Below are 21391 nucleotides of genomic sequence, written 5' to 3'. Positions count from 1 at the left end.
TACCCATGCGCATACTGGCGATCCTGAAATCAAAGAAATTCTGGTGCTGTCTCCTGGCGCTTCCCTTTCTTCTGGTTGGTTGCGCCTCCGCTTATATCTCCATGCAGCCGCGGTTCGATCATGACGAATTCGCCATGCGCCGGGCTGTTGCCACCAAGGCCGAGGAGCTCTACCAGCTCAGCTATCTTGAGGGCGGAGCCCCTACGGGTCAGCGGGTTATTTTTGTGCATGGCACGCCCGGCGATTCATCAGACTGGTATGACATGCTGAAGAACGCACCCGATGGGTTTCAGTTTATCGCCGTTGATCGGCCCGGCTTTGGCCAGACCCGACCTGACCGTGCCCAGACATCCATCATGGCACAGGCCCAGGCGCTGGGGCCGCTCATTACCATGCCGGAACGCGGCAAGCCCATTCTGGTCGGCCACTCGCTGGGCGGCCCGATTGTGGCTGCAGCGGCCACGCTGTATGGTGACAAGGTTGGCGGTATCATCATCGCAGCGGGTGCACTGGATCCTGACCTTGAAGAAGTCATGTGGATACAGCGACTGGGGGCCGTGCCACCCTTTTCCTGGCTGCTGCAACGGGAACTCAGGAATGCCAATCTTGAGCTGATCGGCCTTGAAGATGAACTACGCGCCCTTGAGCCACGCCTCAAGAACATCCATGTGCCGGTCACCATCGTGCACGGCACGGCAGACGAGCTGGTACCCTATGCCAACACGGATTATATGCTGCGGGAATTTACGGACACGGTGCCAAAGCTGGTTACCCTTGAAGGCACCAACCATTTCCTGCCCTGGAATGCGCGCGGCGCGCTGTTGGACGCCATAACCGACATGGCGTCCAGGCTGCCTGCTACCAGGCTGGTTCCAGTTCAAAGCCGCTGAAGGCAGTGAAATCCTCGTCCTCGGTCTCGCCCTCATAGGCACGGCCAAACCGGCTTTCGACGGTGTAGAAGGACCCCTCGCACGTCAGCTGGCTGGAAAACAGCGTGAAATGATCCACCGTCCACGCGGGTGTCCGCAGGATTTCATGCTCCGTCAGCCAGTCGCCGATGCGAGCCTGCGCCCCCCGGCGAAACCGCGCCAGCGTAACATGCGGCTTGTATTTCCTGCGTTCCACATCCACCCCCACGCTTTCCAGCGCGAAGCAAATCTTCTCATGCAAATGTACAAGTGGCTTTCTGTCAGACACACCGGCCCACAGGTTCTTGGGCTGTTTGGGCTTCCCAAAAAGACCAACGCCCCTGAGGTCGAGCTCAAAGGGCGTCACAATTATCCGGGAAAGCTCGCTTTCGATTTCATGCATTGTTCGCTTGGGAACATCGCCGATAAAAGCAAGGGTTAGATGGAGCTGGTCATCCCGCTGCCAGTGTGCACATTCCACACCGCCGCGCGCCTCATCGAGCGCAGATCGCACATTTTCGGGAATTTCCAGGCCGACAAATAAACGAACCATGGTCGACCTCCCTAAAAGAGTCGTAAGCGACAAGATTTCGTGGGTCACATACCCACGACACACTAACTCTAGCGTAAAATCAGGTCTTTGACTACTGGTCCGATATTATTCACGATAATTTTTACGCCCTCGGCGTTGGGGTGAATTCCGTCAGTCTGGTTAAGCGCCGGATCGGCTGCCACCCCTTCAAGAAAGAAGGGATAAAGCGGCTGGCCGTATTTTTCCGCCGTTGCCTTGTAGGATGGATTGAAGATTTCAGCATAATCCGGGCCCAGGTTTGGCGGCGCCATCATGCCGCCAATCAACACCGGGATACCGCGTTCGGTCAGAAGCCCGACCATGGCATCAATATTGTCGCGAGTGATTTTTGGGTCGATCCCCCGAAGGCCATCATTGCCGCCCAGTGTCAGGATCACGAGATCCGGCCTGCCGCCTTCAAAAGGTGCAAGCCCCCACTCAAGCCGTGACCGGCCGCCCGATGTGGTATCACCAGACACGCCCGCATTCGTCACCTTTACCGGGACATTCATATTGGCATTCAGCCAGTCTTCAAGCTGGTCCGTGAAACCGTCTCCTGCCTCAAGGCCATAGCCTGCGGTCAAGCTGTCGCCAAACGCCAGTATTTCAACCGTATCTGCCGCACTTTCGCCATCCGTCGCGCTTACGGTGCTTCCGGGCGCAAAAGTCGTCCAAATGACCGCAGTAAGCGTATAGAAAAAAAGTTTGAGCGTTTGATTGACCTTCACGAGGCAAACTCCCAGCTTATAGAGACGTTTAAAACCATAATCAGAATATCTGGCAGCGAAGAGAGACAATTACAATGGCTGACACTTCCAGCATCATCAAATTATCCGATGTCACGCTGACGCTCGAGAGCGGCGCGGGCCCTGTGAATATCCTGAAGGGCATCAGTTTCGGCATCGAAAAAGGCGAAACTGTGGGCATTGTTGGCCCATCGGGCAGCGGCAAATCATCGCTGATGAGCCTGATGACCGGCCTGGAGCAGGCAACGACCGGATCAGTAGAAGTTGACGGCCTGACATTCGAGGGCGCAGACGAAGACACGCTTGCCCGCCACCGGCTGAAGGGCGTGGGCATCGTGATGCAAGCCTTCCACCTGATCCCCACCATGACGGCATTGGAAAACGTGGCCGTGCCACTTGAACTTGCGGGCGTCAACGACGCCTTCGACCGCGCGGCCAAGGAACTTGAGGCTGTGGGCCTTGCGCACCGGATGGACCATTACCCGGCGCAGCTTTCGGGCGGCGAACAACAGCGAGTGGCTTTGGCCCGCGCACTGGCCCCTGAGCCCGCAATCCTGTTTGGTGACGAACCCACAGGCAACCTGGACGGCAAGACCGGCCATGCCATCATCAAACTGATCTTCGATCTCGCCGAAGCGCGCGGGTCCACCCTTGTGCTGGTGACCCACGACCCGGAGCTCGCCGACCGCTGCGACCGTGTGATTTCAATGGCCGATGGTAAAGTGGTGGACGATACGGGCAACACCAAGTCCGTCACTGGCGACATGGGCGTTATGGGCAAGGTGTCAAACAAATGATCAGCCGCAACCCCGCCCTGCCAGTGGCGTTAAGGCTGGCGCTTCGGGAACTTCGTGGCGGCCTTTCGGGCTTCCGCATCTTCATGGCCTGCCTGATTTTGGGCGTGACTGCCATCGCCGCCGTCGGCTCGCTCACCCGCGCGATCCAGGAAGGCATGGAGCGCGAAGGACAATCGATCCTTGGCGGCGACATGGAGATCAACATTTTCCAGGCTCAACTGGGGCCTGAAGCCAGAACATGGCTGAATGAACGCGGCACGCTTTCCGATAGCGCGCGCCTTCGCACCATGGCGCGGGTTGACGGCGCGCCCCGGTCCACCCTTGTGGAACTCCGGGCGGTCGATGGCCTATACCCGCTTTATGGGGATTTCGTCACCAAACCAATGCTCGATAACGAAGCGCTGTTTGAAAAGCGCGCGGGTAAATGGGGCGTGGCGATTGACCCGCTGCTGGCTGACCGCCTGGGCGTTGAACCCGGCGACACACTGATCTTCGGCAACGTGAAAGCCGATATCCGCGCGTTCATTGAGAAGGAACCCGACAAGGCCAACATGGGCTTCCAGCTTGGCCCCAGCGTGATGATCCGCCGCGCAGCCCTTGAAGAAACCGGCCTGATCACAACCGGCAGCCTGGTGAACTTCTATTACAAACTTAAAATGCCTGCAGGCACCGATATCAAGGCCGTGCGCGAAGATTTGAAGGAAGCTTTCCCGGACGCCAACTGGCGGGTGCGTGACCGGTCCACGAGTGCGCCGGGACTTCGCCGCTTCATTGACCAGATGGGTATCTTCCTCACGCTCGTCGGCATTTCCGCGCTGGTTGTTGGCGGTGTGGGTGTGGGCAATGCGGTGCGCGGCTATATGGACCGCAAGACCAAGACCATCGCCACCTTCAAGATACTGGGTGCGGACGGCAGCACAGTTTTCAAAACCTATTTCTTCCAGATACTGCTGATTGGCCTGATCGCCATCGCGGTTGGCATGATCGTGGGTTCAATGCTACCGAGCGTGCTGGCGATGTTCCTGCCTGACACGCTCCCGGTCCGCCCCGATGGCGGGGTTTACCCTTTGGCGCTCTTCCTCTCTGCCCTTTATGGCCTGATGATCACCGTCGCCTTCGCGGTTTGGCCGCTTGGCAAAGCGCGGGACCTGCCGCCGGTGCGCCTGTTCCGGGCGCTCGTGGCACCTGAGAGCCGCTGGCCGCGCTTCATCTATGTTGCCACCATCTTCGGTGCCGCCACCGTTGTAGTGCTGCTGGCGGTTGGCATGTCAGACAACCGTATGCTCGCGGCAGGCTTCATGGGCGGCGCTGGGCTGACACTTGGCCTTCTAAGGTTCACCAGTTGGCTGATTGAACGGCTGGCATCCAAGGCGCCGCGGTCACGAAACCCACTGATCCGCATGGCCGTTGCGAACCTGCACCGGCCCGGGGCGGCCACGGGTGCGGTCGTGATCTCGCTCGGGCTTGGCCTGACGCTCTTTTCCACGCTGGCGCTGATTGAAGGCAACTTGTCAGAACGCCTGACTGAACAGGTGCCGGAAGAGGCCCCGGCCTTCTTCCTTCTGGACATTCAGGGCCATCAGCTTGCGGAATTCGAAGCGAAAGCCAAGGGCATCGACGGGGTTGAGGAGCTGGTGAGTGTGCCGAACCTCAGGGGCCGGGTGACCAAACTGAACGGCGTGAACGCGTCTGAAGTTGAAGTGGCCCAGAATGTGCGCTGGATCTTGCGCGGGGACCGCGGCCTTTCCTATATGGAAGAGCTGGGCAACGGCAGCCATCTGGTTGAAGGCGACTGGTGGCCCGCTGGCTATGCAGGTGAACCTGAAGTCAGCCTAGGCAAGGAAGCTGCAGACGGCCTCGGCCTCAAAATAGGCGACACCATCAGCGTTTCTGTGCTGGGGCGTGAGATCACAGCGACAGTCCGGTCGCTCAGGGAGATTGACTGGGGCACCTTCGGCTTCAATTTCGTGATCCTGTTTGACCCGAACACGCTCAAGGCCGCGCCGCACACCTATATGGCAACACTGAAGGCGTCGAACGAAGCGGAAGTGGAAGCCCACAAAGTGCTGACGAACGCTTTCCCCAATGTCACGGCCATCCGCATGAAAGAGGTGCTCTCAAGCGTCAACACCATGATGGACCAGATCGGCACTGCCGTGCGGGCGACAGCCGCTGTTGCCATCATCGCCGGCATTCTGGTGTTGGCGGGCGCGATTGCTGCCGGTTTCCGCCAGCGGGTCTATGAAAGCGTGATCCTGAAGGTGGTGGGCGCCGTCAGGGGCCAGATTCTCAGGGCATACCTGTTGGAATATACCCTTATCGGCCTGATTACAGCCGCCATCGCGCTGGGGCTTGGCAGCCTTACGGGATGGATCGTGGTGGATTTCGTCATGGATATGGAATTCAGCTTCCTGCCCGCGCCGATGATTTTCACCGTGGTCACAAGCCTGTTGGTGACCATTCTGTTCGGTTTGGGCTCTAGCTACAGGGCACTGGGGATCAAGCCGAACGCGGTCCTGCGGACCGAGTGATCAAATGCAGGATTTTCAGTGATAGATAAAGTCTATCGCCTTGGAAATTCTGCGATCAAATTCTTGCGAATACGGTTGCAAGCAAAAGGGCGAATGCCCATATTAGCTGCAACTGACTGTAACCCCATGGGGAGCAACTATCGTGGAACGATACAATACTACTTTCCGGGCTGGCTCTGCCACCCAAACTGCTGAGTTCGATGAAGGCCTGCGCGCCTACATGCTCAAGGTCTATAACTATATGGCGTCCGGCGTTCTGCTGACCGGCATTGTTGCCATGGTTTTTGGCAACATGCTGATGGGCAGCCAGGAGCTGGTTCAAACTGTATACGGCTCGCCGCTTCGTTGGGTTCTGGCGCTCGCGCCGCTAGCCTTCATTATGGTGATGAGCTTCGGTGTTCAAAAAATGAGCTCCGGCACACTGCAGATGGTCTTCTGGGCGTTCGCCACCGTTATGGGCCTGTCGCTGGCGTCGATTTTCCTAGTTTACACCGGTGAGAGTATCGCACGGACTTTCTTCATCACTGCAGCTTCTTTCGGTGCGCTTAGCCTTTACGGCTATACCACGAAGAAAAGCCTGTCCGGCATGGGCACCTTCCTGTTCATGGGCCTGATTGGCCTGATCATCGCAAGCGTTGTGAACATGTTCATGCAGTCTTCGATGATGCAGTTCGTTATTTCTGTTGCAGGCGTACTGATCTTCGCTGGCCTCACTGCCTATGACACGCAGCGCATCAAGCACAGCTACTATATGATGGCCACGGGCGAAGCTGTCGCCAAAGGCGCGATCATGGGTGCTGTAAGCCTGTACCTCGATTTCGTGAACCTGTTCATGTATCTGCTGAGCTTCCTTGGCAATCGCGAATAGGCGAAAAGCTGCATAAGAAACACACAAAGCCCGGCCTCACCGCCGGGCTTTTTCTTTGGCCTGTGCGTGTAGACAGCTCCTCATCGCAATAGTTGTCTTAATAACACTTTAAGGCTAACATCTCTTCAACTCGATACTGGGGGAGAGACTTTGCATGCGACCGCTTTTAGCCATACTGACAATCGCATTATTATTCGCGCACCCTGCACTCGCAGAGGAAAAACTATCCATCAGCTATGCCGACTGGGACATGGTTCTGAAGGAAACTGTGATGGATACAGGGCGGTCTGACCGCAAACCCGCAGCGCGTATTAAAACCGCCCCAGCGTCAAGGCTCACAAAAACCAACCCCAACCCCACCCGACTTGAAGCCAACAGAGTGTTTTTCCATGCACTTGGGGACAGCAACAAAGCCTATGTGGCTGCGATTGTAGACGGTCTGTCCCGCGTGCCAGATGATGTTCCGCTGACCGAATTTTCACCAGATGAGCAGCTCGCCTACTGGCTGAACCTACATAACGCCACGGCCTTCACCCAGATCGCCCAAGTGTATCCCCAATCAAACTTGAAGGGCTTTCACAAAGAAAACTGGACAAGAAAGATACTAACCGTTGCAGGCAAGCGGATGTCGCTCAAGGATATTGAAACCTATGTGGTAAACCACTGGCAGGATCCCCGGGTGCTTTATGGTTTCTACCAGGGCACCATCGGCGGGCCAAACCTGCGACGCGAGGCTTATACCGCGCAAAATGTTTGGGCCAACCTTGAAGATAATGCGCGCGAATTTGTTAACAGCCTGCGCGGCATCCAGTTGTGGGATGAAGGTGCGCGCGTCTCAACGCTTTATGCCAATTATGCCTCCTTATTTCCCGACTTTGACCGGAACCTGAAAGCTCACCTGATGCGCTATACAGACGTTCGCATGACCAGCCTGATTGCCAATCTGAGCACATTCGAGCCTGACATTTCAGACTGGTACATAGCCGATCTCTATAACGGACATCTCGGTCTGACGACCTCCGCCAACACGAACCCGGCAAGAATTGTTTTAGCCACCGCATCAAACCCAAATGCGTCCCCACAAGACATCGCTGCTATAATCCGAAAAACTTCATCATCCGGAAAATACCCCAGGCATGTGCAGGAATTCCTGACAGAGTTGGTTGAGCGGAAGCGACACCTGCGGGAAGCAGAGGTTGGGATTGAAGAGCTCGACCCAGGAGAGATTGCAGATCAATAGCTCATAGCCCGTATTTGGTGTGACACCCGCAGCCTGACCGATTACTACACCGAGCTAAAGTTATAAAAATACTCCGCAAAGCATAGTTTCAGACCAGTCATACTTGTAGACTTGGAATACTGCCCCTATATTTTTCTTATAATTAAAACAACTTCATTGACGCGAGATAGTGGGGAATTTCAATGAACATCATCAAGGGTGCCTGCGCGGCCATCACCGGCGCAATTCTGACCGTAAGCATCTCTGCAACGGCTTCTGAGCCGCTTTTGCCGACAGCCTATAATCCGAATTCACAAACTGCCCTCAAGTATGAGGACATGGACTATCTTCTGGAAAAGACAGTCCTGCCACTGGGACGGTCCGACCATAAGCCAGCCCGGCGCGTTTGGCCGGGCTCTGGCACCGGGACACGTTTCGTGCGCGACAACCCCGAACCTTCGCGCCTTGAGGGCAACCGGATCATGTTCCATGACATCAAGACCAGCGAGCAGGAGTTCGTGGTACGCGAGGTGCGGGACGTGCTCTTGGACCTGCCGGAGAAAATTGACCTCACAAGGTTGAACAAAAACGAGCAACTGGCCTATTGGCTGAACCTGCACAACGCGATTGTCTATGCCAAGATTGCTGACCGCTATCCGGTCACGCTTGTTGACCGCCTGTATGGTGACTGCACAGACCCAGACCATGAAGACCGTTTCTATTGCGACCGCCAATTTGATGTCATGGGCACCATGGTTTCACCTTATGACATCCGCCAGCATGTGCTCGATAACTGGGATGACCCGGTTGTCATTTACGGCTTCTTCCTGGGCTCGGTGGGTTCGCCCAACCTGCGTACCAAAGCTTACACTGGAGAGACCGTCTATGCCGACCTTGAAGACAACGCGCGAGACTTTGTGAACAGCATTCGCGGCACCCGTATCAAGGATGATTATATTCTCCGCGTCTCTACCTATTATCGGGATGTCGCGCAAAAGTTCCCGAATTTCGAACGCGACCTTCTGGCACATATCAACAAATACGCCCGACGTGATTTCGGCTTCCTGCTTGGTCCCGTGACCAGCATCGAGGTGAAGCTGGAGGACTGGCATATCGCCGATCTCTATAATGGCTATCTTAGCGCTGCCAACGGCGGCGCCAACTTCCAGTCAGTTGGTCGAAATGGCCGAAACCTTGATGTCAGCATGTATCCGCCACATGTGCAGCGCCTGTTAGTGGACGTTGTCAGGCGGAACATGAATCGCGCCGGAAATGTCAGCATCCAGCAAGTAAAGCTGGATCCAAAAGCAGCACCTGAAACAGAAATGGATGAGGAAATCGAGGTTGCGCCAACCAAGGCGGAGGATGGCGAACCAGATGGCCGCTAAGCCTTAAACCTCAGACAATACCTTGTAGATTGAGCCGGTGAGCTTCGTTAAGTCCGCCGGCTCAATGATAAGTGGCGGCGTCAGATAGACAATGTCGCGGAAAGGCCTGATCCACACGCCCTCTGCCACAAACTTCGGCTTCAGCGCTTCAATGCCTGACGCGTCTTCAAGCTGCACAACACCGATGGCACCCTTCACCCTCACGCTTTTCACATTGTCCAGAAACCCGCACGGCGCCAGCTCCGCCATCATCTGATGCTGGATAGCTTCTGCCCGCGCGGCGTAATCTTCCCGCTCGAACAGATCAAGCGACGCATTGGCCGCCGCACAGCCAAGCGCATGCGCCATATAGGTGGGCCCGTGCATCAGCGCCTTCATCGGATCGTCGTCATAGAAGGCATCAAATATTGCGTCCCGGGCCACACAGACGCTGAGCGGCGCCACACCCCCAGACAAGGCTTTCGACAGCGTTACCATATCAGGCACGATGTCGGCCTGATCGATGGCGAAGCGGGTGCCTGTGCGGTAAAAGCCTGTGAAAATCTCGTCCACGATCATCAGCACGCCCGCTGCATCGCACGCCATACGGATCCACTTGAGCGTTTCAGGCGTGTGGAACACCATGCCGCCCGCACCCTGCACCAGTGGCTCTGTAATAACCGCGGCCACGTCGGGGGCATTCACCTTGAGGAAGGCGGCGAAGCGTTCGGCATCTTCCGGGGTGCGCGGCAAATCCGTTAGCAGGTTTTCCGCCAGCATGCCTTTGAAGAGGCCGTGCATACCCTCTTCCGGGTCACACACTGCCATGGTGCCAAGCGTGTCACCGTGGTAGGTGCCGCGAAAATGAACAAACTTGGTGCGCTTTTCACCGCGGTTCATGAAATATTGCGCCGCCATCTTCATGGCCACCTCGACCGACACAGAACCGGATTCGGCGATGAATGCACGGTTCAGGTCCCCCGGCAGCATATCGGCCAGCCGCTTCGACAACTTCAGCGCCTGCTCATGCACCAAACCACCAAACATCACGTGCGGCATGGTATCCAGCTGGGCTTTCATGGCTTCAATGATATGCGGGTGGTTATAGCCGTGCGCCGCAGCCCACCAACTGGAGATGCCGTCGATCAGTTGGCGCCCGTCCTCAAGCGTGATCCGCACGCCGTTTGTCGCCTTCACCGGCAGCGGTGGGGTAGCGGTTTTCATTTGGGTATAGGGCAGCCATATATGCCCGATACCCTCGTCAAACCATGTTGGCTGGCCTGTCATCTTATGCCGGGCTGAGGCCGAGCTTTTGGAACAGGGCCATATCCTTGTTGTTTTCCGGGTTCGGCGTGGTCAAAAGCTGCTCGCCATAGAATATGCTGCTGGCGCCCGCGAGGAAACACAGCGCCTGCGCCTCTTCCGTCATTTCCTGACGGCCTGCAGAAAGCCGCACCTCAGATTTCGGCATCATGATGCGCGCGACCGCGATGGTGCGCACGAACTCAAGCGGATCGAGCCGTTCGACATGTTCAAGCGGCGTGCCCGGCACAGCCACCAGCATGTTGATCGGCACACTGTCCGGGTGATGGTCCAGGTTCGCGAGCGTCTGCAACATACCCGCACGGTCTTCAACGCGCTCGCCCATGCCGACGATACCGCCGGAGCAGACATTGATTCCCGCCTCACGGACGCGATTCAGTGTATCGATGCGGTCCTGATAGGTCCGTGTTGTAATGATTTCACCGTAAAATTCCTCGGACGTATCCACATTGTGGTTATAGTAATCGAGGCCCGCGTCCTTCAGCTTTTTTGTGTGGCAATCGGAGAGCATGCCCAGTGTCATGCAGGTTTCCATGCCCAATTCCTTCACGCCTTCGACCATAGCGACAATGGTGTCCATGTCGCGGTCCTTGGGGCTCGTCCATGCCGCCCCCATGCAGTAGCGTGACGCACCACCGGCTTTTGCTTTCTTCGCGGCTTCCACCACGCGCTCGACCTCCATCAGCTTGGTCGCGTCAAGGCCGGTACCGTTCTTGTACTTCGCTGACTGGGAGCAATAGCCGCAATCTTCGGCACAACCGCCCGTCTTGATCGAAATCAGCTGGCTAAGCTGCACCTTGTTGGGGTCATGATAAAGGCGGTGAACACGCCCGGCCTCAAACACCAGATCCATAAACGGCTTTTCAAACAAGGCCATAACCTCTTCCCGTGTCCAGTCATGGCGGATCGGGGCGTCCTGAGTGTCGATTTTAGCTGGGGCGTTCATGCGTTTCTCTCCTTGCCGCACGCCTGTGTGCGGGTGGTCTTTTTGCGGGCGCTAATGTGAAGGGATAGGCTGGGAAGTCAAGGAAAAACGGGCATTGACTGGGCCTTCCGCAGGCCTTAAGTCAGCCCCCATGCAACAGATCAAAAAGCCCCACCCCGCCATGCCAGACAGCCTGTCAGATTTTGCCCTTGGAAAGCTGGCTTCACTTGAAGCAAAAAACCAGCGGCGCACGCTTGTGGACACGGCGCGGTCCATGGCCATGGCGCTTTCAGTTGATGGTGGTGCGCCGCTTATCAGCTTCACGGACAATGACTATCTGGGTCTGTCAACCCACCCAGACGTTATCGACGCTGCCAAGGCAGCCGCAGACCAGTTCGGGGCCGGGGCCGGGGCCAGCCGCCTCGTGACCGGCAATCACCCGCTTTACCGCAAACTGGAACAGAAGATCGCTGCCCTCAAAGGCACAGAAGATGCTGCCGTGTTCGGGTCAGGCTATCTGGCGAACGTGGGCATTATCCCAACCCTTGTGGGCAAGGAAGACCTGATCATCGCAGATGAGCTGGTGCATACCTGCATCCACGCGGGCGTCCAGCTTTCACGCGCCACCGTGAAATTCTTCCGCCATAATGACGTGGGCCACGCGGCAGAATTGCTGGCGGAGCACAGAGCAGCTCATGGCCGCTGCCTAATGGTTGTGGACGGCGTCTATTCCATGGACGGCGACATCGCCCCCCTGAAGGAACTTGGCCTGCTTGCACAAAACCATGATGCCTGGCTTCTGGCAGATGACGCCCACGCACTGGGTACCATCGGTGGCGGGCGCGGGTCCATGCACGCCACTGGCGCTGAAGGCCTGGTGCCGCTGCAGATGGGAACGCTCTCGAAAGCTGTTGGCTCGTACGGCGGATACCTGGCTGCATCAAAGCCTGTGATTGACCTGATCAAGACCCGCGCACGGTCTTTCATCTATACGACGGGCCTGCCGCCTGCCGCCGTTGGTGCCAGCCTGAAAGCGCTTGAACTCATCGAAAACGACCAGGAAAAGGTCGCGCGCCCCGTCAAACTGGCGCGAACCTTTGCGGCTGCACTTGGCCTTCCAGCACCCGACACGCCCATCGTTCCCCTTGTGATTGGTACAGAGGCTGACGCGCTAGGGGCATCCGACGCACTGGCCACTGAAGGCTTCAAGGTGATCGCCTTCCGCCCGCCCACTGTGCCTGAAGGCACGTCGCGGCTCAGGTTCAGCTTTTCCGCGAGCCACCGGGATGCTGACGTCGACAGGCTGATTGCCGTATGCAAAAAACTTGGTTTGGGAGACTGATATGGCTGGACTTTTCATCACATCCTCCGGCACTGAGATCGGCAAGACACTTGTGACCGCAGCACTGTGCCATCAGGCCCGCGAAATGGGCATGGATCTGACAGCCCTGAAGCCCATTATCAGCGGCTTTGACGACAACACCATGGCTGAAAGCGACACGGCTGTGATCGCCAAAGCGCTTGGACTGCCCATCCACGCCGACACGCTGGACCAGATCTCACCGTTCCGCTTCAAGGCCCCGCTGGCCCCTACGATGGCGGCAAAGGCAGAAAGCCGCACGCTTGAATATGATGCCGTGATCAGCACATGCAGGAAAGCCCTTGAGGCTGATACTTTCACGCTTATCGAGGGCGTTGGCGGATCTTTTGTGCCGCTCACCGGCGACCGGCTTGTGGCCGACTGGATCGCGGACCTTGGGCTTGAAAGCCTGCTGGTGGTCGGCAGTTACCTGGGCACCATTTCCCACACCATCAGTACAGTGGAGGCCATGCAGGCGCGCGGGCTAAAGGTGCGGGGTATCATTGTCAGTGAAAGCGCGCCCGGCACGATCTATGACAACCCTGACCTGTCCGAGACGGCAGAGGAGATCGAGGGCCTGACCAACCTACCGGTTGCGACTATTCCCCGTATTCAGGCAACCGACCCGTGGCGCCATGCGCCAGCACTACTGCATCTGCTTGAGGCCTGAACGGGCAAGCACCCTCCTGCCCCAATTTGACACGGCAAGCCTTACCAACAGGCGGCAGCTTTCACCCGGCAGCTTTGTCCGCTCTCACGCCTGACGGGTGACACAATAGCGGGCATATCCCCCCAACCCCTTGAAAACCCTAAAGGCCAAAAGTTGGCACGCCTGTTGCTCATAAGGAGGGCAAGTTTCAAACGCCGCTTCGAGGAGTTAATCAGATGCAACAGTCCCAGCCATTCGACCCAAACTTTTATTTTGGTCTCGTCGCCGAGAACCTTTTGAAGAATTTGGGCCCCAAGGCGCTCGACTATGCGGATGAGGCGCTTTCCAAGATGAAGGCAATTGGTGACGACGAGGGTTTCGACCTGTGGCTATCGATTCATGAGCATCTGACCACGATCGCAGCAGGTTCGTTCAAACCCAACCGGGCCGTTGTTCACTAGGCACCAGTTTCAGTTTTGAGTTTGCGGACGGAACATCTCTCAGCACCCGGCACCCAACCGTTCCGTCCGTTTTACCGGGAACACCCAACCCGGTAAAAGCCCGCCCTCACCCAGGGCGGGCTTTATTTATGGCCACCAGAAATAATCACGATCAAGGGGCGACATTGTTCGGTGAAATGTATATATTTCGTTTAATTGGCGGCTGTTCTGCTCATTGTTACAAATAATAAAGCAATACCGATCACCAAACGGAGACTCTTTTGTGGAAAGTGTCAGCACCCTGATCGGCCAACTGGAGGCGGTCGATACCAGCCATGATGTATGGCAGCTGTTTCTTGATTTTGTTGGCGAGCGTGGCTTTAAATGCGCCACTTATGGCTATAGCTATGCACCCATCAATTCCCGAATTGTAACTGAAAACGGCAAAGATACACACGTCCGGGTGTCGTTGGCAGGCAGAACCTGGATCACCAGCATGCCCAAAGAAGGCGTCGAGGAATATCTGAGCCGCAAATACGAAAAGGTGGACCCGATGATCCACCAGATCGAACGCCGGTCCATGCAGCCACTTTACATGGCGCGCGACCTTCTGGACCCTCGCGATCCCAATTTCGAAGGCTTCGATTTCATTCTGCAACGAGCCGAGCATTATGGCATCTTTTCTGCCGTCGGCTTCCCGCTCAGGCATCCGTTTGGGCGCGGCCATGGGGAAGTGACACTGCACTGCGAAAAGCGGATTGGTGACCTCAAGAACATCATGCGAATGCACGGCGACGAGGTGCATCTGGCAAGCCTTTATATGCACACCTTCTATCAGCCGCTGGAGCGCACCGAGCGTGCCGCAAGCGTCGGCATCAAGGGACGCCCGCTCGAAGTCCTGCAGCAACTGAACGCGGGCCTTACAAACGGCCAGATCGCCGAACGCCTTGGCGTCAGCGCACCAACGGTCTCCTTTCACATCAAGGAACTGAAAGACGCGCTTGAGGTCACCTCCACCCGCGAGATCCTACCAAGCGCCCTTCGCCTTGGCATTCTCGAAGACTGACCTCATCAAACGGCGAAGACCGCCTTGCCATACCCCCGCCCGGCTTCTATATAGCGCGCCTGTTAACGCGCTATTGAGAAATGGCCATTAAACTCAAAGCCAAGGTAGCGCCCGGTTAAACCGCGGCGATCCTGTCACCCATTGGGTTAGGGTTATGAATAATGGATGATACCGACGAACGGTTCGCAGCTCATCTGGACGTTTCAGGCATGTTATGCCCGATGCCGATCCTTCGCGCCCGGCGAAAGCTGGATGATCTTGCCCCCGGCGATATGCTGCTGCTGACCGCAACTGATCCGGCCGTGGTTCAGGATATGCCAGCCTTTTGTTCAATGGCTGGCCATACACTGGTGATGGCACGCGTTGAAGGTGACAAATATTTATTTGAGATCAGGAAAGGCAGTAGCGAGCGTTAATCGCTATAGCTTTGCGCCGCAATGGGGGCAGGCAAAGCGTTTGTTCCAGGCGTGCAAGATACCGTTCTTATCTTTGTAAACCTCAAGCCCACAAGCCGGGCATTTTTTCTGTTGCTCGGCATATAGACGCGCAAACAGTGCCGCCCACGCAAAGAAGCAAAAAACCGCAAACCAAACAGAGGGCCAGTGTGATACTCCAGCAACCGTAATCACCAGCAACAGCAAGAAAAAAAGTTTGTTCGCGCGGCTCATGAAAATTCTATTTCTTGCCCAGCACACCAGCAAGCCAACCGGCAGCAAGCGCCACAATAACGGCCACAATGCCGTACCAGAAGGGATAGCCGTGAGCGAAATTATAGGCCGCCCGCTCAAAGCCTTCTTTGTCCACAGTCAGGCTGATCCGGTTTCTGGACCGCATGCTACCGTGCTGGAAAATAAAGGTTTCCACAATAAACTCGCCAACCGGCACATTGGCGGGCAGGTGCACATTGGTGCGAAACAGACCCTGGCCGATAATCGCGACTTCGTCCTTTTCCTGCCGGTAAAGGCCATCACCGCTTCTGAGACGGAAAAGCGCCTCGCGAAATTCTGGATCAGGCATCATCAGGCCATTGCCACTGTCTGCCACCAGCGGCAAGTTATGGAAACCAATGCCGTATGACGCGAAAGCAACCGGATTGGCAATTTCATTGAGCGGGCGCGTGGCCGCCACCGCATAATAACCAGGCGCACTTGGGAAGCGCATATCATCTGCGTTGACCCAGATGGCGCCTACCCTGGCCTTCTTGCGCACAACCGCAGGCGCTTCAGGACCACGCACCACAATGACCACGTCATAGTCTTCCTGCCGCACATCAATGTTGGTGGACCCGACAGCGCCGAAAAGGATCAGTTCGGCGCCAGAGAAGCTGTAGCGAATTTCGATCCGCTTGTTCGATAGATCCGTCACCAGGGCATGCGCAGATGAGCTTGGCACCAGTGCCAGGCCAAGCAGCAACATGAGGGCCATTGCCTTCCTGATCGCCATCAGTGCCGCTCCCCGATTTCCTCGAGGTCTGCGACCGAATAAAGCTCTGGCGGTTCAACCACCAGCGCCACAGCCATCTTTGCGCACACAAGTAGCACCATCAGCGCCAGAAGCGCGCGAAGCTGTTCAGCTTTCAGCTTCATACCGATCCGGGCGCCGATTTGGGCGCCGATCACGGCCCCCGGCAGCAACAGGATCGCAAGAAAGATGTCCACCGTCTGGGTATTCACCGAATGGAAAATGGTGGTCAGGGCCGTCACAAATATGATCTGGAACAGCGAGGTGCCGATCACCACGTTGGTTGGCATCGCAAGGATATAGATCATGGCGGGCACCATCACGAAACCGCCGCCCACGCCCATGATGGCTGAAAGCACACCAACAAAGAAGCCGATCAACAGCGGCAGCAGCGCCGAAATATAGAGCCGGGATTTGCGAAACCTCATCTTGAAAGGTAGCGCGTGAATCCAGGCCTTGTGCCTTTCCTCGCGGGGTTTCCGCGGCGGCACATAGCCGCGCCGCTGGCGCATGATCGCCCGCATGCTTTCCCAGAACATCAGGCCGCCAATGAGCCCGAGGAACACTACATAGGCGATCGAGATCATCAGATCGACCTGCCCGAGCGATCGCAAATAGGTGAAGATTTCAGCGCCGATGAAAGCGCCCACCGCGCCGCCCGCAATCAACACAACGCCCATTTTCACATCGACGCCCTGACGGCGCCAATGAGCAATCACGCCCGATACGCTCGCTGCGGTAATCTGATTCGACTGGGTCGCCACAGCAACGGCCGGCGGCACGCCTGCGAAAATCAGTAGCGGTGTCATCAGGAAGCCGCCGCCCACGCCAAAGATGCCGGACAAAAGGCCCACAAGGGCGCCCATGCCCATGACAACAAAGACATTCATCGACAGTTCTGCAATGGGTAGATACAGAGGCATGCTGCTTCGGATTCCAAAAGATGGACCGCGGACGACTTAAGGCTAAGACCTACCGAAACTAATTGTAAAATGCAAACAAAGGCCTAACGAAATAGGGCCTTTATGTGCCTTTACGCGCCAGTGACGCCTTTGCTGTTGCGGCGACCATACTGTGCAAGCGCATCTTCAAGTGCCGGGCCAAGCCTTCCAGTGATCCAAAGGCTGTACATTTTATAGTCCCCGATCAGGGACCATTTCCAATAATCAAATGTCGCAGGCTTGTTCTTCTCAAACACGAAATGGCCAACCCAGGCAAAGCTGTAGCCACACAGCGGCACCACCAGAAGCAGCCACCAATTCTGGCTGTAAAGGGCATAAAGCAAAACCAGTGTCGCCAATGTTGTGCCCATATAATGGAGCGCCCGACACACCGGGTCGGCGTGTTCGGCCAGATAGTAAGGGAAAAACTCCCGGAAACTGTCAAATTTTGGTGCCATTTTCTCTCCCCTTCGCAGGCTATTGCGGCCAAAGCCTCCCCCAAGGCCTCGAGTCGCACCTTCTTCAGCCATTGAAATATACCATTTCGGCCGAAATCAAACTCATGCGTCCAGAAAATATAAAGGATTTCCAAGAGTCTAGCAATTGTGATCGGATCAAGGTTGACGTTAACGTAAACGTCAACTATCTAATGGGGCACATTAGAGGGAACCTTTCATGCCTGCAGACAAGCCAAAAACATACTCTATCAAAGAGCTGGCCTGCGACTTCGGCGTGACGCCAAGAACGCTTCGTCACTATGAGGACCAGGGCCTGATTTCGCCCGAGCGCCAGGGCCAGAACCGCATCTACAGCGCTGAGGACCGCGTGCGCCTTGCCTGGATTTTGCGCGGCAAGCGCGTGGGCTTTTCACTGTCAGAGATCGGCGAGATGCTTGATCTCTACAATGTCGGCGATGGCCGCGAGACCCAGCGCGCCGTGACGGCTGAGCGCTGCCGCGAGCGTATTCGCGCACTGGAAGCCCAGCGGGACGACATCAACGCCACCATCGAGGAGCTTCAAGAATTCAGCGAGCTGATCTCCAATCTGGTCCGCGACAAGGACCGCGGCCTTTGGGTACGCCGGGACACCGGTGAACCGCTCGGTAAATATCAGCCGTAACAGACATTCATCGATTCATCAGAACACACAACATAGTTGAGGACCTAAAATGCCAATCTATCGCGCCCCTGTGAAAGACCAGCTCTTCATCCTGAATGAAGTGCTGAATATCGGCAAATATTCCAACCTGCCGGGCTATTCGGAAGCGACCCCAGACCTTGTGAGCGCCATCCTTGAGGAAGGCGCCAAATTCTGTGAGAACGAGCTTCAGCCGCTCAATTATTCCGGCGATCGCGAAGGCTGCACCCGTCATGAAGACGGCTCTGTCACCACGCCCAAGGGTTTCAAGGAAGCCTATCAGAAGTTCATTGAGAACGGCTGGCCAAGCCTGACGTCTGACCCTGAATATGGTGGTCAGGGCATGCCGCATGTGCTGGGCTTCTGCTTTGAAGAAATGATGATCAGCTCGAACCACGCTTTTGCCATGTATCCAGGCTTGGCCGCCGGCGCGCAAGCTGCGATCAGCATCGACGGGTCGGACGAACAGAAACAGACCTACCTGCCGAAAATGATCACCGGCGAATGGACCGGCACCATGAACCTGACGGAACCGCACTGCGGTACCGACCTGGGTATGCTGCGCACCAAAGCCGAGCCCAATGCAGATGGCTCCTACGCCATTTCCGGCACGAAAATCTTCATCTCCGCCGGCGACCACGACATGGCGGAAAACATCATCCACCTGGTGCTGGCGCGCCTGCCCGATGCCCCGAAGGGCGTGAAGGGTATCTCCCTCTTTATTGTGCCGAAATACAAGCTGAACGCAGACGGTACGCCGGGTGAATTCAACAATGTGAATGTGGCCTCCATCGAAGAAAAGATGGGTATTCACGGCAACTCCACGTGCGTTCTGAACTATGAGGGCTCCGAAGGCTATCTGATCGGCGAGCCGCACAAGGGTCTGAAGTCCATGTTCATCATGATGAACGCAGCACGGATCGGCGTTGGCATGCAGGGCCTTGCGAACTCTGAAGTCGCCTACCAGAACGCTGTTGAATACGCCCGCGACCGCATCCAGGGCCGCTCGCTCACGGGGCCGAAGAACCCGGACGGCCCGGCGGACCCGATTATCGTACATCCTGACGTGCGCCGCATGCTGATGAACGCCAAGGCGTTCAATGAGGCATCCCGCGCCGCCAGCCTATGGTGTGGCTTGCTCGTTGACCTTGTGCACAAGGCCGAAACCGAAGAAGAGCGCCAATGGGCGGACGATATGATCGGCCTCCTGACGCCAATCATCAAAGGCGTCTTCACCGACCGCGGCTTTGAGTATTGCGTGTCCAGCCAGCAGATCTTTGGTGGCCATGGCTATATCGCTGAAACCGGCATGGAACAGTTCGTGCGCGATGCCCGCATTGCACAAATCTATGAAGGCGCAAACGGCATCCAGGCGCTTGACCTGGTGGGCCGCAAGCTGCCAGCCAACGGTGGCCGCGCGATGCAGGCCTTCTTCAAATATGCCGGTGAAATCCGCGAAAGCGCCAAGGGCGACGACCGCCTGCGTCCATTCACTGACGCGCTTGGCTCTGGCCTGAAAGACCTTCAGCAAGCCACCATGTGGCTGATGCAAAACGGCATGGCCAACCCGGACAATGCCGGGGCCGCCTCCACGCCTTACATGCACCTCTTTGGTCATGTGCTTCTGGGCCTGATGTGGACCCAGATGGCAAAAGTTTCCACTGATGCGCTGGACGCGGGCACATCCGATCCTACCTTCTATGAGAACAAGCTGGCCACGGGTCGCTACTATATGAAGCGCCGCATGCCAGAGATCAAAGCATTGCTCGCTGAGCTTGAGACTGGCGCCGACGACGTCATGGCGCTCGACGCAGCGAACTTCTAAGCATAGGGATCCAAGGGGAGTTAATCCAAAATGACCGAAGCCTATATTTATGATGCCGTCAGGACGCCACGGGGCCGTGGCCGCAAGGATGGCAGCCTTCACGAAATCACACCGATCCAGCTGGCGACACAGGTTCTGCAGGCGGTGCGTGACAGGAACGAGATCGACACTGAAAATGTGGATGACATCGCTTTTGGCTGTGTTTCCCCTGTAGGTGAGCAAGGGGCGGATATCGCCCGCGTTGCCGCGATCAACGCAGGTTACGCTGAGACGACAGCTGGTTTTCAGGTAAACCGCTTCTGTGCCTCTGGCCTTGAAGCAACCAACATCGCGGCCGCAAAAATCATGTCAGGCGAGGCCGACATGGCCATCGGCGGCGGTGTCGAAAGCATGAGCCGCGTGCCTATGGGCAGCGACGGCGGCGCATGGCCAGTTGACCCATCTGTCGCTTTCCACAGCTATTTCGTACCGCAAGGTGTTTCGGCTGACCTTATCGCCACCAAATACGGCCACAGCCGCGATGACGTAGATGCCTATGCTGTTGAAAGCCAGAAGCGTGCGAAAATGGCTTGGGACGAAGGCCGTTTCTCCAAGTCCATCGTGCCGGTCAAGGACGTTGTCGGCATGACTGTGCTGGACCATGACGAGTTCATGCGCCCAGAGACAACCATGCAAAGCCTTGGCGCCCTGAAGCCAAGCTTCGTGCAGATGGGCGAGTTCGGCTTCGACAATGTGGCCCTACAGAAATACCCTGAGTATGAGCGCATCAACCACGTGCATCATGCGGGCAACTCTTCCGGCATCGTGGACGGTGCCGCTGCTATCCTTCTCGGCAGCAAGGAAATGGGGGAGAAGTTCGGCCTGAAGCCTCGTGCCCGCATCCGTTCAATGGCGTCTATCGGCTCTGAGCCAACTATCATGCTGACAGGCCCTGAATTCGCGGCCCAGAAAGCCCTTAAGCGCGCCGGCATGGACAAATCCGATATTGATGTGTGGGAGCTTAACGAAGCCTTCGCGTCTGTTGTTCTGCGTTTCATGGAAGCGCTGGATATCGACCATAGCGACATCAACGTGAACGGCGGCGCAATCGCCATGGGCCACCCGCTCGGCGCGACCGGCGCAATGATCCTGGGTACGGTTCTCGATGAGCTGGAGCGCTCCGGCAAATCCACCGCGCTCGCAACACTTTGCATCGGCGCCGGCATGGGCACCGCAACCATCATCGAACGTGTTTAAGAAGCGCAAGGGGAGTTTAAA

At 56.7% G+C, this 21391-nt stretch carries 22 protein-coding genes; 14 read left to right on the top strand and 8 right to left on the bottom strand.

Annotated features, from left to right (window positions below):
• Positions 1-5 precede the first annotated feature (5 nt).
• Positions 6-890, top strand: coding sequence for an alpha/beta fold hydrolase (locus tag ACFO5Q_RS13265; protein ID WP_068143397.1), 885 nt, complete (start codon positions 6-8; stop codon positions 888-890).
• On the opposite strand, the gene thpR is transcribed toward ACFO5Q_RS13265, so the two are convergent.
• Both thpR and ACFO5Q_RS13255 read right to left on the bottom strand, forming a co-directional pair.
• Complete coding sequence (thpR, locus tag ACFO5Q_RS13260; protein ID WP_068143395.1) at positions 859-1461, bottom strand: RNA 2',3'-cyclic phosphodiesterase; 603 nt, start codon at positions 1459-1461, stop codon at positions 859-861. The two genes, ACFO5Q_RS13265 and thpR, sit on opposite strands and share 32 nt — an antisense overlap.
• A 68-nt stretch (positions 1462-1529) precedes the next feature.
• Positions 1530-2207, bottom strand: coding sequence for an arylesterase (locus tag ACFO5Q_RS13255; RefSeq protein WP_082719640.1), 678 nt, complete (start codon positions 2205-2207; stop codon positions 1530-1532).
• A gap of 74 nt (positions 2208-2281) precedes the next feature.
• Here ACFO5Q_RS13255 and ACFO5Q_RS13250 point away from each other — a divergent pair, with 74 nt between their 5' ends.
• From ACFO5Q_RS13250 to ACFO5Q_RS13230, 5 genes are all read left to right on the top strand, one after another.
• Positions 2282-3022 carry an ABC transporter ATP-binding protein gene (locus ACFO5Q_RS13250; RefSeq protein WP_068143393.1) on the top strand — a complete coding sequence of 247 codons (741 nt, stop codon included), beginning with the start codon at positions 2282-2284 and terminating at the stop codon, positions 3020-3022.
• The gene (locus ACFO5Q_RS13245; RefSeq protein WP_068143391.1) at positions 3019-5553 is read left to right on the top strand and encodes an ABC transporter permease; all 2535 of its coding nucleotides are present in this window, start codon (positions 3019-3021) and stop codon (positions 5551-5553) included. The genes ACFO5Q_RS13250 and ACFO5Q_RS13245 overlap by 4 nt, the downstream gene beginning before the upstream one ends.
• Before the next feature lie 139 nt (positions 5554-5692).
• Entirely contained in the window at positions 5693-6421 is a 729-nt protein-coding gene (locus ACFO5Q_RS13240; RefSeq protein ID WP_068143388.1) for a Bax inhibitor-1/YccA family protein, read from the top strand.
• Between the two features lie 154 nt (positions 6422-6575).
• Entirely contained in the window at positions 6576-7661 is a 1086-nt protein-coding gene (locus ACFO5Q_RS13235; protein WP_068143385.1) for a DUF547 domain-containing protein, read from the top strand.
• A gap of 182 nt (positions 7662-7843) precedes the next feature.
• Entirely contained in the window at positions 7844-9028 is a 1185-nt protein-coding gene (locus ACFO5Q_RS13230; protein WP_068143383.1) for a DUF547 domain-containing protein, read from the top strand.
• A gap of 3 nt (positions 9029-9031) precedes the next feature.
• Here ACFO5Q_RS13230 and ACFO5Q_RS13225 read toward each other — a convergent pair whose 3' ends face one another.
• Both ACFO5Q_RS13225 and bioB read right to left on the bottom strand, forming a co-directional pair.
• Entirely contained in the window at positions 9032-10294 is a 1263-nt protein-coding gene (locus ACFO5Q_RS13225; protein WP_068143381.1) for an adenosylmethionine--8-amino-7-oxononanoate transaminase, read from the bottom strand.
• A gap of 1 nt (position 10295) precedes the next feature.
• Positions 10296-11276, bottom strand: coding sequence for a biotin synthase BioB (bioB, locus tag ACFO5Q_RS13220; protein WP_068143379.1), 981 nt, complete (start codon positions 11274-11276; stop codon positions 10296-10298).
• Between the two features lie 130 nt (positions 11277-11406).
• On the opposite strand from bioB, the gene ACFO5Q_RS13215 reads away from it, so the two are divergent.
• From ACFO5Q_RS13215 to ACFO5Q_RS13195, 5 genes are all read left to right on the top strand, one after another.
• Positions 11407-12597: an aminotransferase class I/II-fold pyridoxal phosphate-dependent enzyme gene (locus ACFO5Q_RS13215; protein WP_197420910.1), complete on the top strand. Its 1191-nt coding sequence runs from the start codon at positions 11407-11409 to the stop codon at positions 12595-12597.
• A gap of 1 nt (position 12598) precedes the next feature.
• Positions 12599-13285 carry a dethiobiotin synthase gene (bioD, locus tag ACFO5Q_RS13210; protein ID WP_068143377.1) on the top strand — a complete coding sequence of 229 codons (687 nt, stop codon included), beginning with the start codon at positions 12599-12601 and terminating at the stop codon, positions 13283-13285.
• A 215-nt stretch (positions 13286-13500) separates the two neighbouring features.
• Entirely contained in the window at positions 13501-13725 is a 225-nt protein-coding gene (locus tag ACFO5Q_RS13205) for a hypothetical protein (RefSeq protein WP_068143374.1), read from the top strand.
• A gap of 262 nt (positions 13726-13987) precedes the next feature.
• Positions 13988-14770 carry a helix-turn-helix transcriptional regulator gene (locus ACFO5Q_RS13200; RefSeq protein ID WP_068143373.1) on the top strand — a complete coding sequence of 261 codons (783 nt, stop codon included), beginning with the start codon at positions 13988-13990 and terminating at the stop codon, positions 14768-14770.
• 161 nt (positions 14771-14931) lie between these two features.
• Entirely contained in the window at positions 14932-15186 is a 255-nt protein-coding gene (locus ACFO5Q_RS13195; RefSeq protein WP_068143371.1) for a sulfurtransferase TusA family protein, read from the top strand.
• A 3-nt stretch (positions 15187-15189) separates the two neighbouring features.
• Here the strand turns inward: ACFO5Q_RS13195 and ACFO5Q_RS13190 are convergent, their stop codons facing one another.
• The 4 genes from ACFO5Q_RS13190 to ACFO5Q_RS13175 form a co-directional block, all read right to left on the bottom strand.
• Complete coding sequence (locus ACFO5Q_RS13190) at positions 15190-15438, bottom strand: hypothetical protein (protein WP_068143370.1); 249 nt, start codon at positions 15436-15438, stop codon at positions 15190-15192.
• Between the two features lie 7 nt (positions 15439-15445).
• Positions 15446-16213, bottom strand: a complete 768-nt coding sequence (locus ACFO5Q_RS13185; protein ID WP_068143368.1) for a TIGR02186 family protein — start codon at positions 16211-16213, stop codon at positions 15446-15448.
• The gene (locus tag ACFO5Q_RS13180) at positions 16213-17154 is read right to left on the bottom strand and encodes a sulfite exporter TauE/SafE family protein (protein ID WP_068143367.1); all 942 of its coding nucleotides are present in this window, start codon (positions 17152-17154) and stop codon (positions 16213-16215) included. The genes ACFO5Q_RS13185 and ACFO5Q_RS13180 overlap by 1 nt, the downstream gene beginning before the upstream one ends.
• A gap of 110 nt (positions 17155-17264) precedes the next feature.
• On the bottom strand, positions 17265-17630 hold the full coding sequence (locus ACFO5Q_RS13175; protein ID WP_068143364.1) for a DUF962 domain-containing protein: 366 nt from the start codon (positions 17628-17630) through the stop codon (positions 17265-17267).
• Positions 17631-17847: 217 nt separating this feature from the next.
• Here ACFO5Q_RS13175 and ACFO5Q_RS13170 point away from each other — a divergent pair, with 217 nt between their 5' ends.
• The 3 genes from ACFO5Q_RS13170 to ACFO5Q_RS13160 are packed head-to-tail and all read left to right on the top strand — an operon-like array spanning position 17848 to position 21370.
• On the top strand, positions 17848-18291 hold the full coding sequence (locus ACFO5Q_RS13170; RefSeq protein ID WP_068143362.1) for a MerR family transcriptional regulator: 444 nt from the start codon (positions 17848-17850) through the stop codon (positions 18289-18291).
• Between the two features lie 49 nt (positions 18292-18340).
• Positions 18341-20134: an acyl-CoA dehydrogenase C-terminal domain-containing protein gene (locus tag ACFO5Q_RS13165; RefSeq protein WP_068143359.1), complete on the top strand. Its 1794-nt coding sequence runs from the start codon at positions 18341-18343 to the stop codon at positions 20132-20134.
• 30 nt (positions 20135-20164) lie between these two features.
• Positions 20165-21370 (top strand): acetyl-CoA C-acetyltransferase, encoded by a 1206-nt coding sequence (locus ACFO5Q_RS13160; protein WP_068143357.1) that lies wholly within the window; start codon positions 20165-20167, stop codon positions 21368-21370.
• The last annotated feature ends 21 nt before the right edge of the window (positions 21371-21391 follow it).

The organism is Kordiimonas lipolytica, assembly GCF_042651265.1.
Lineage (GTDB): Bacteria > Pseudomonadota > Alphaproteobacteria > Sphingomonadales > Kordiimonadaceae > Kordiimonas > Kordiimonas lipolytica.
This window is presented reverse-complemented; position numbering and strand designations above follow the sequence as displayed.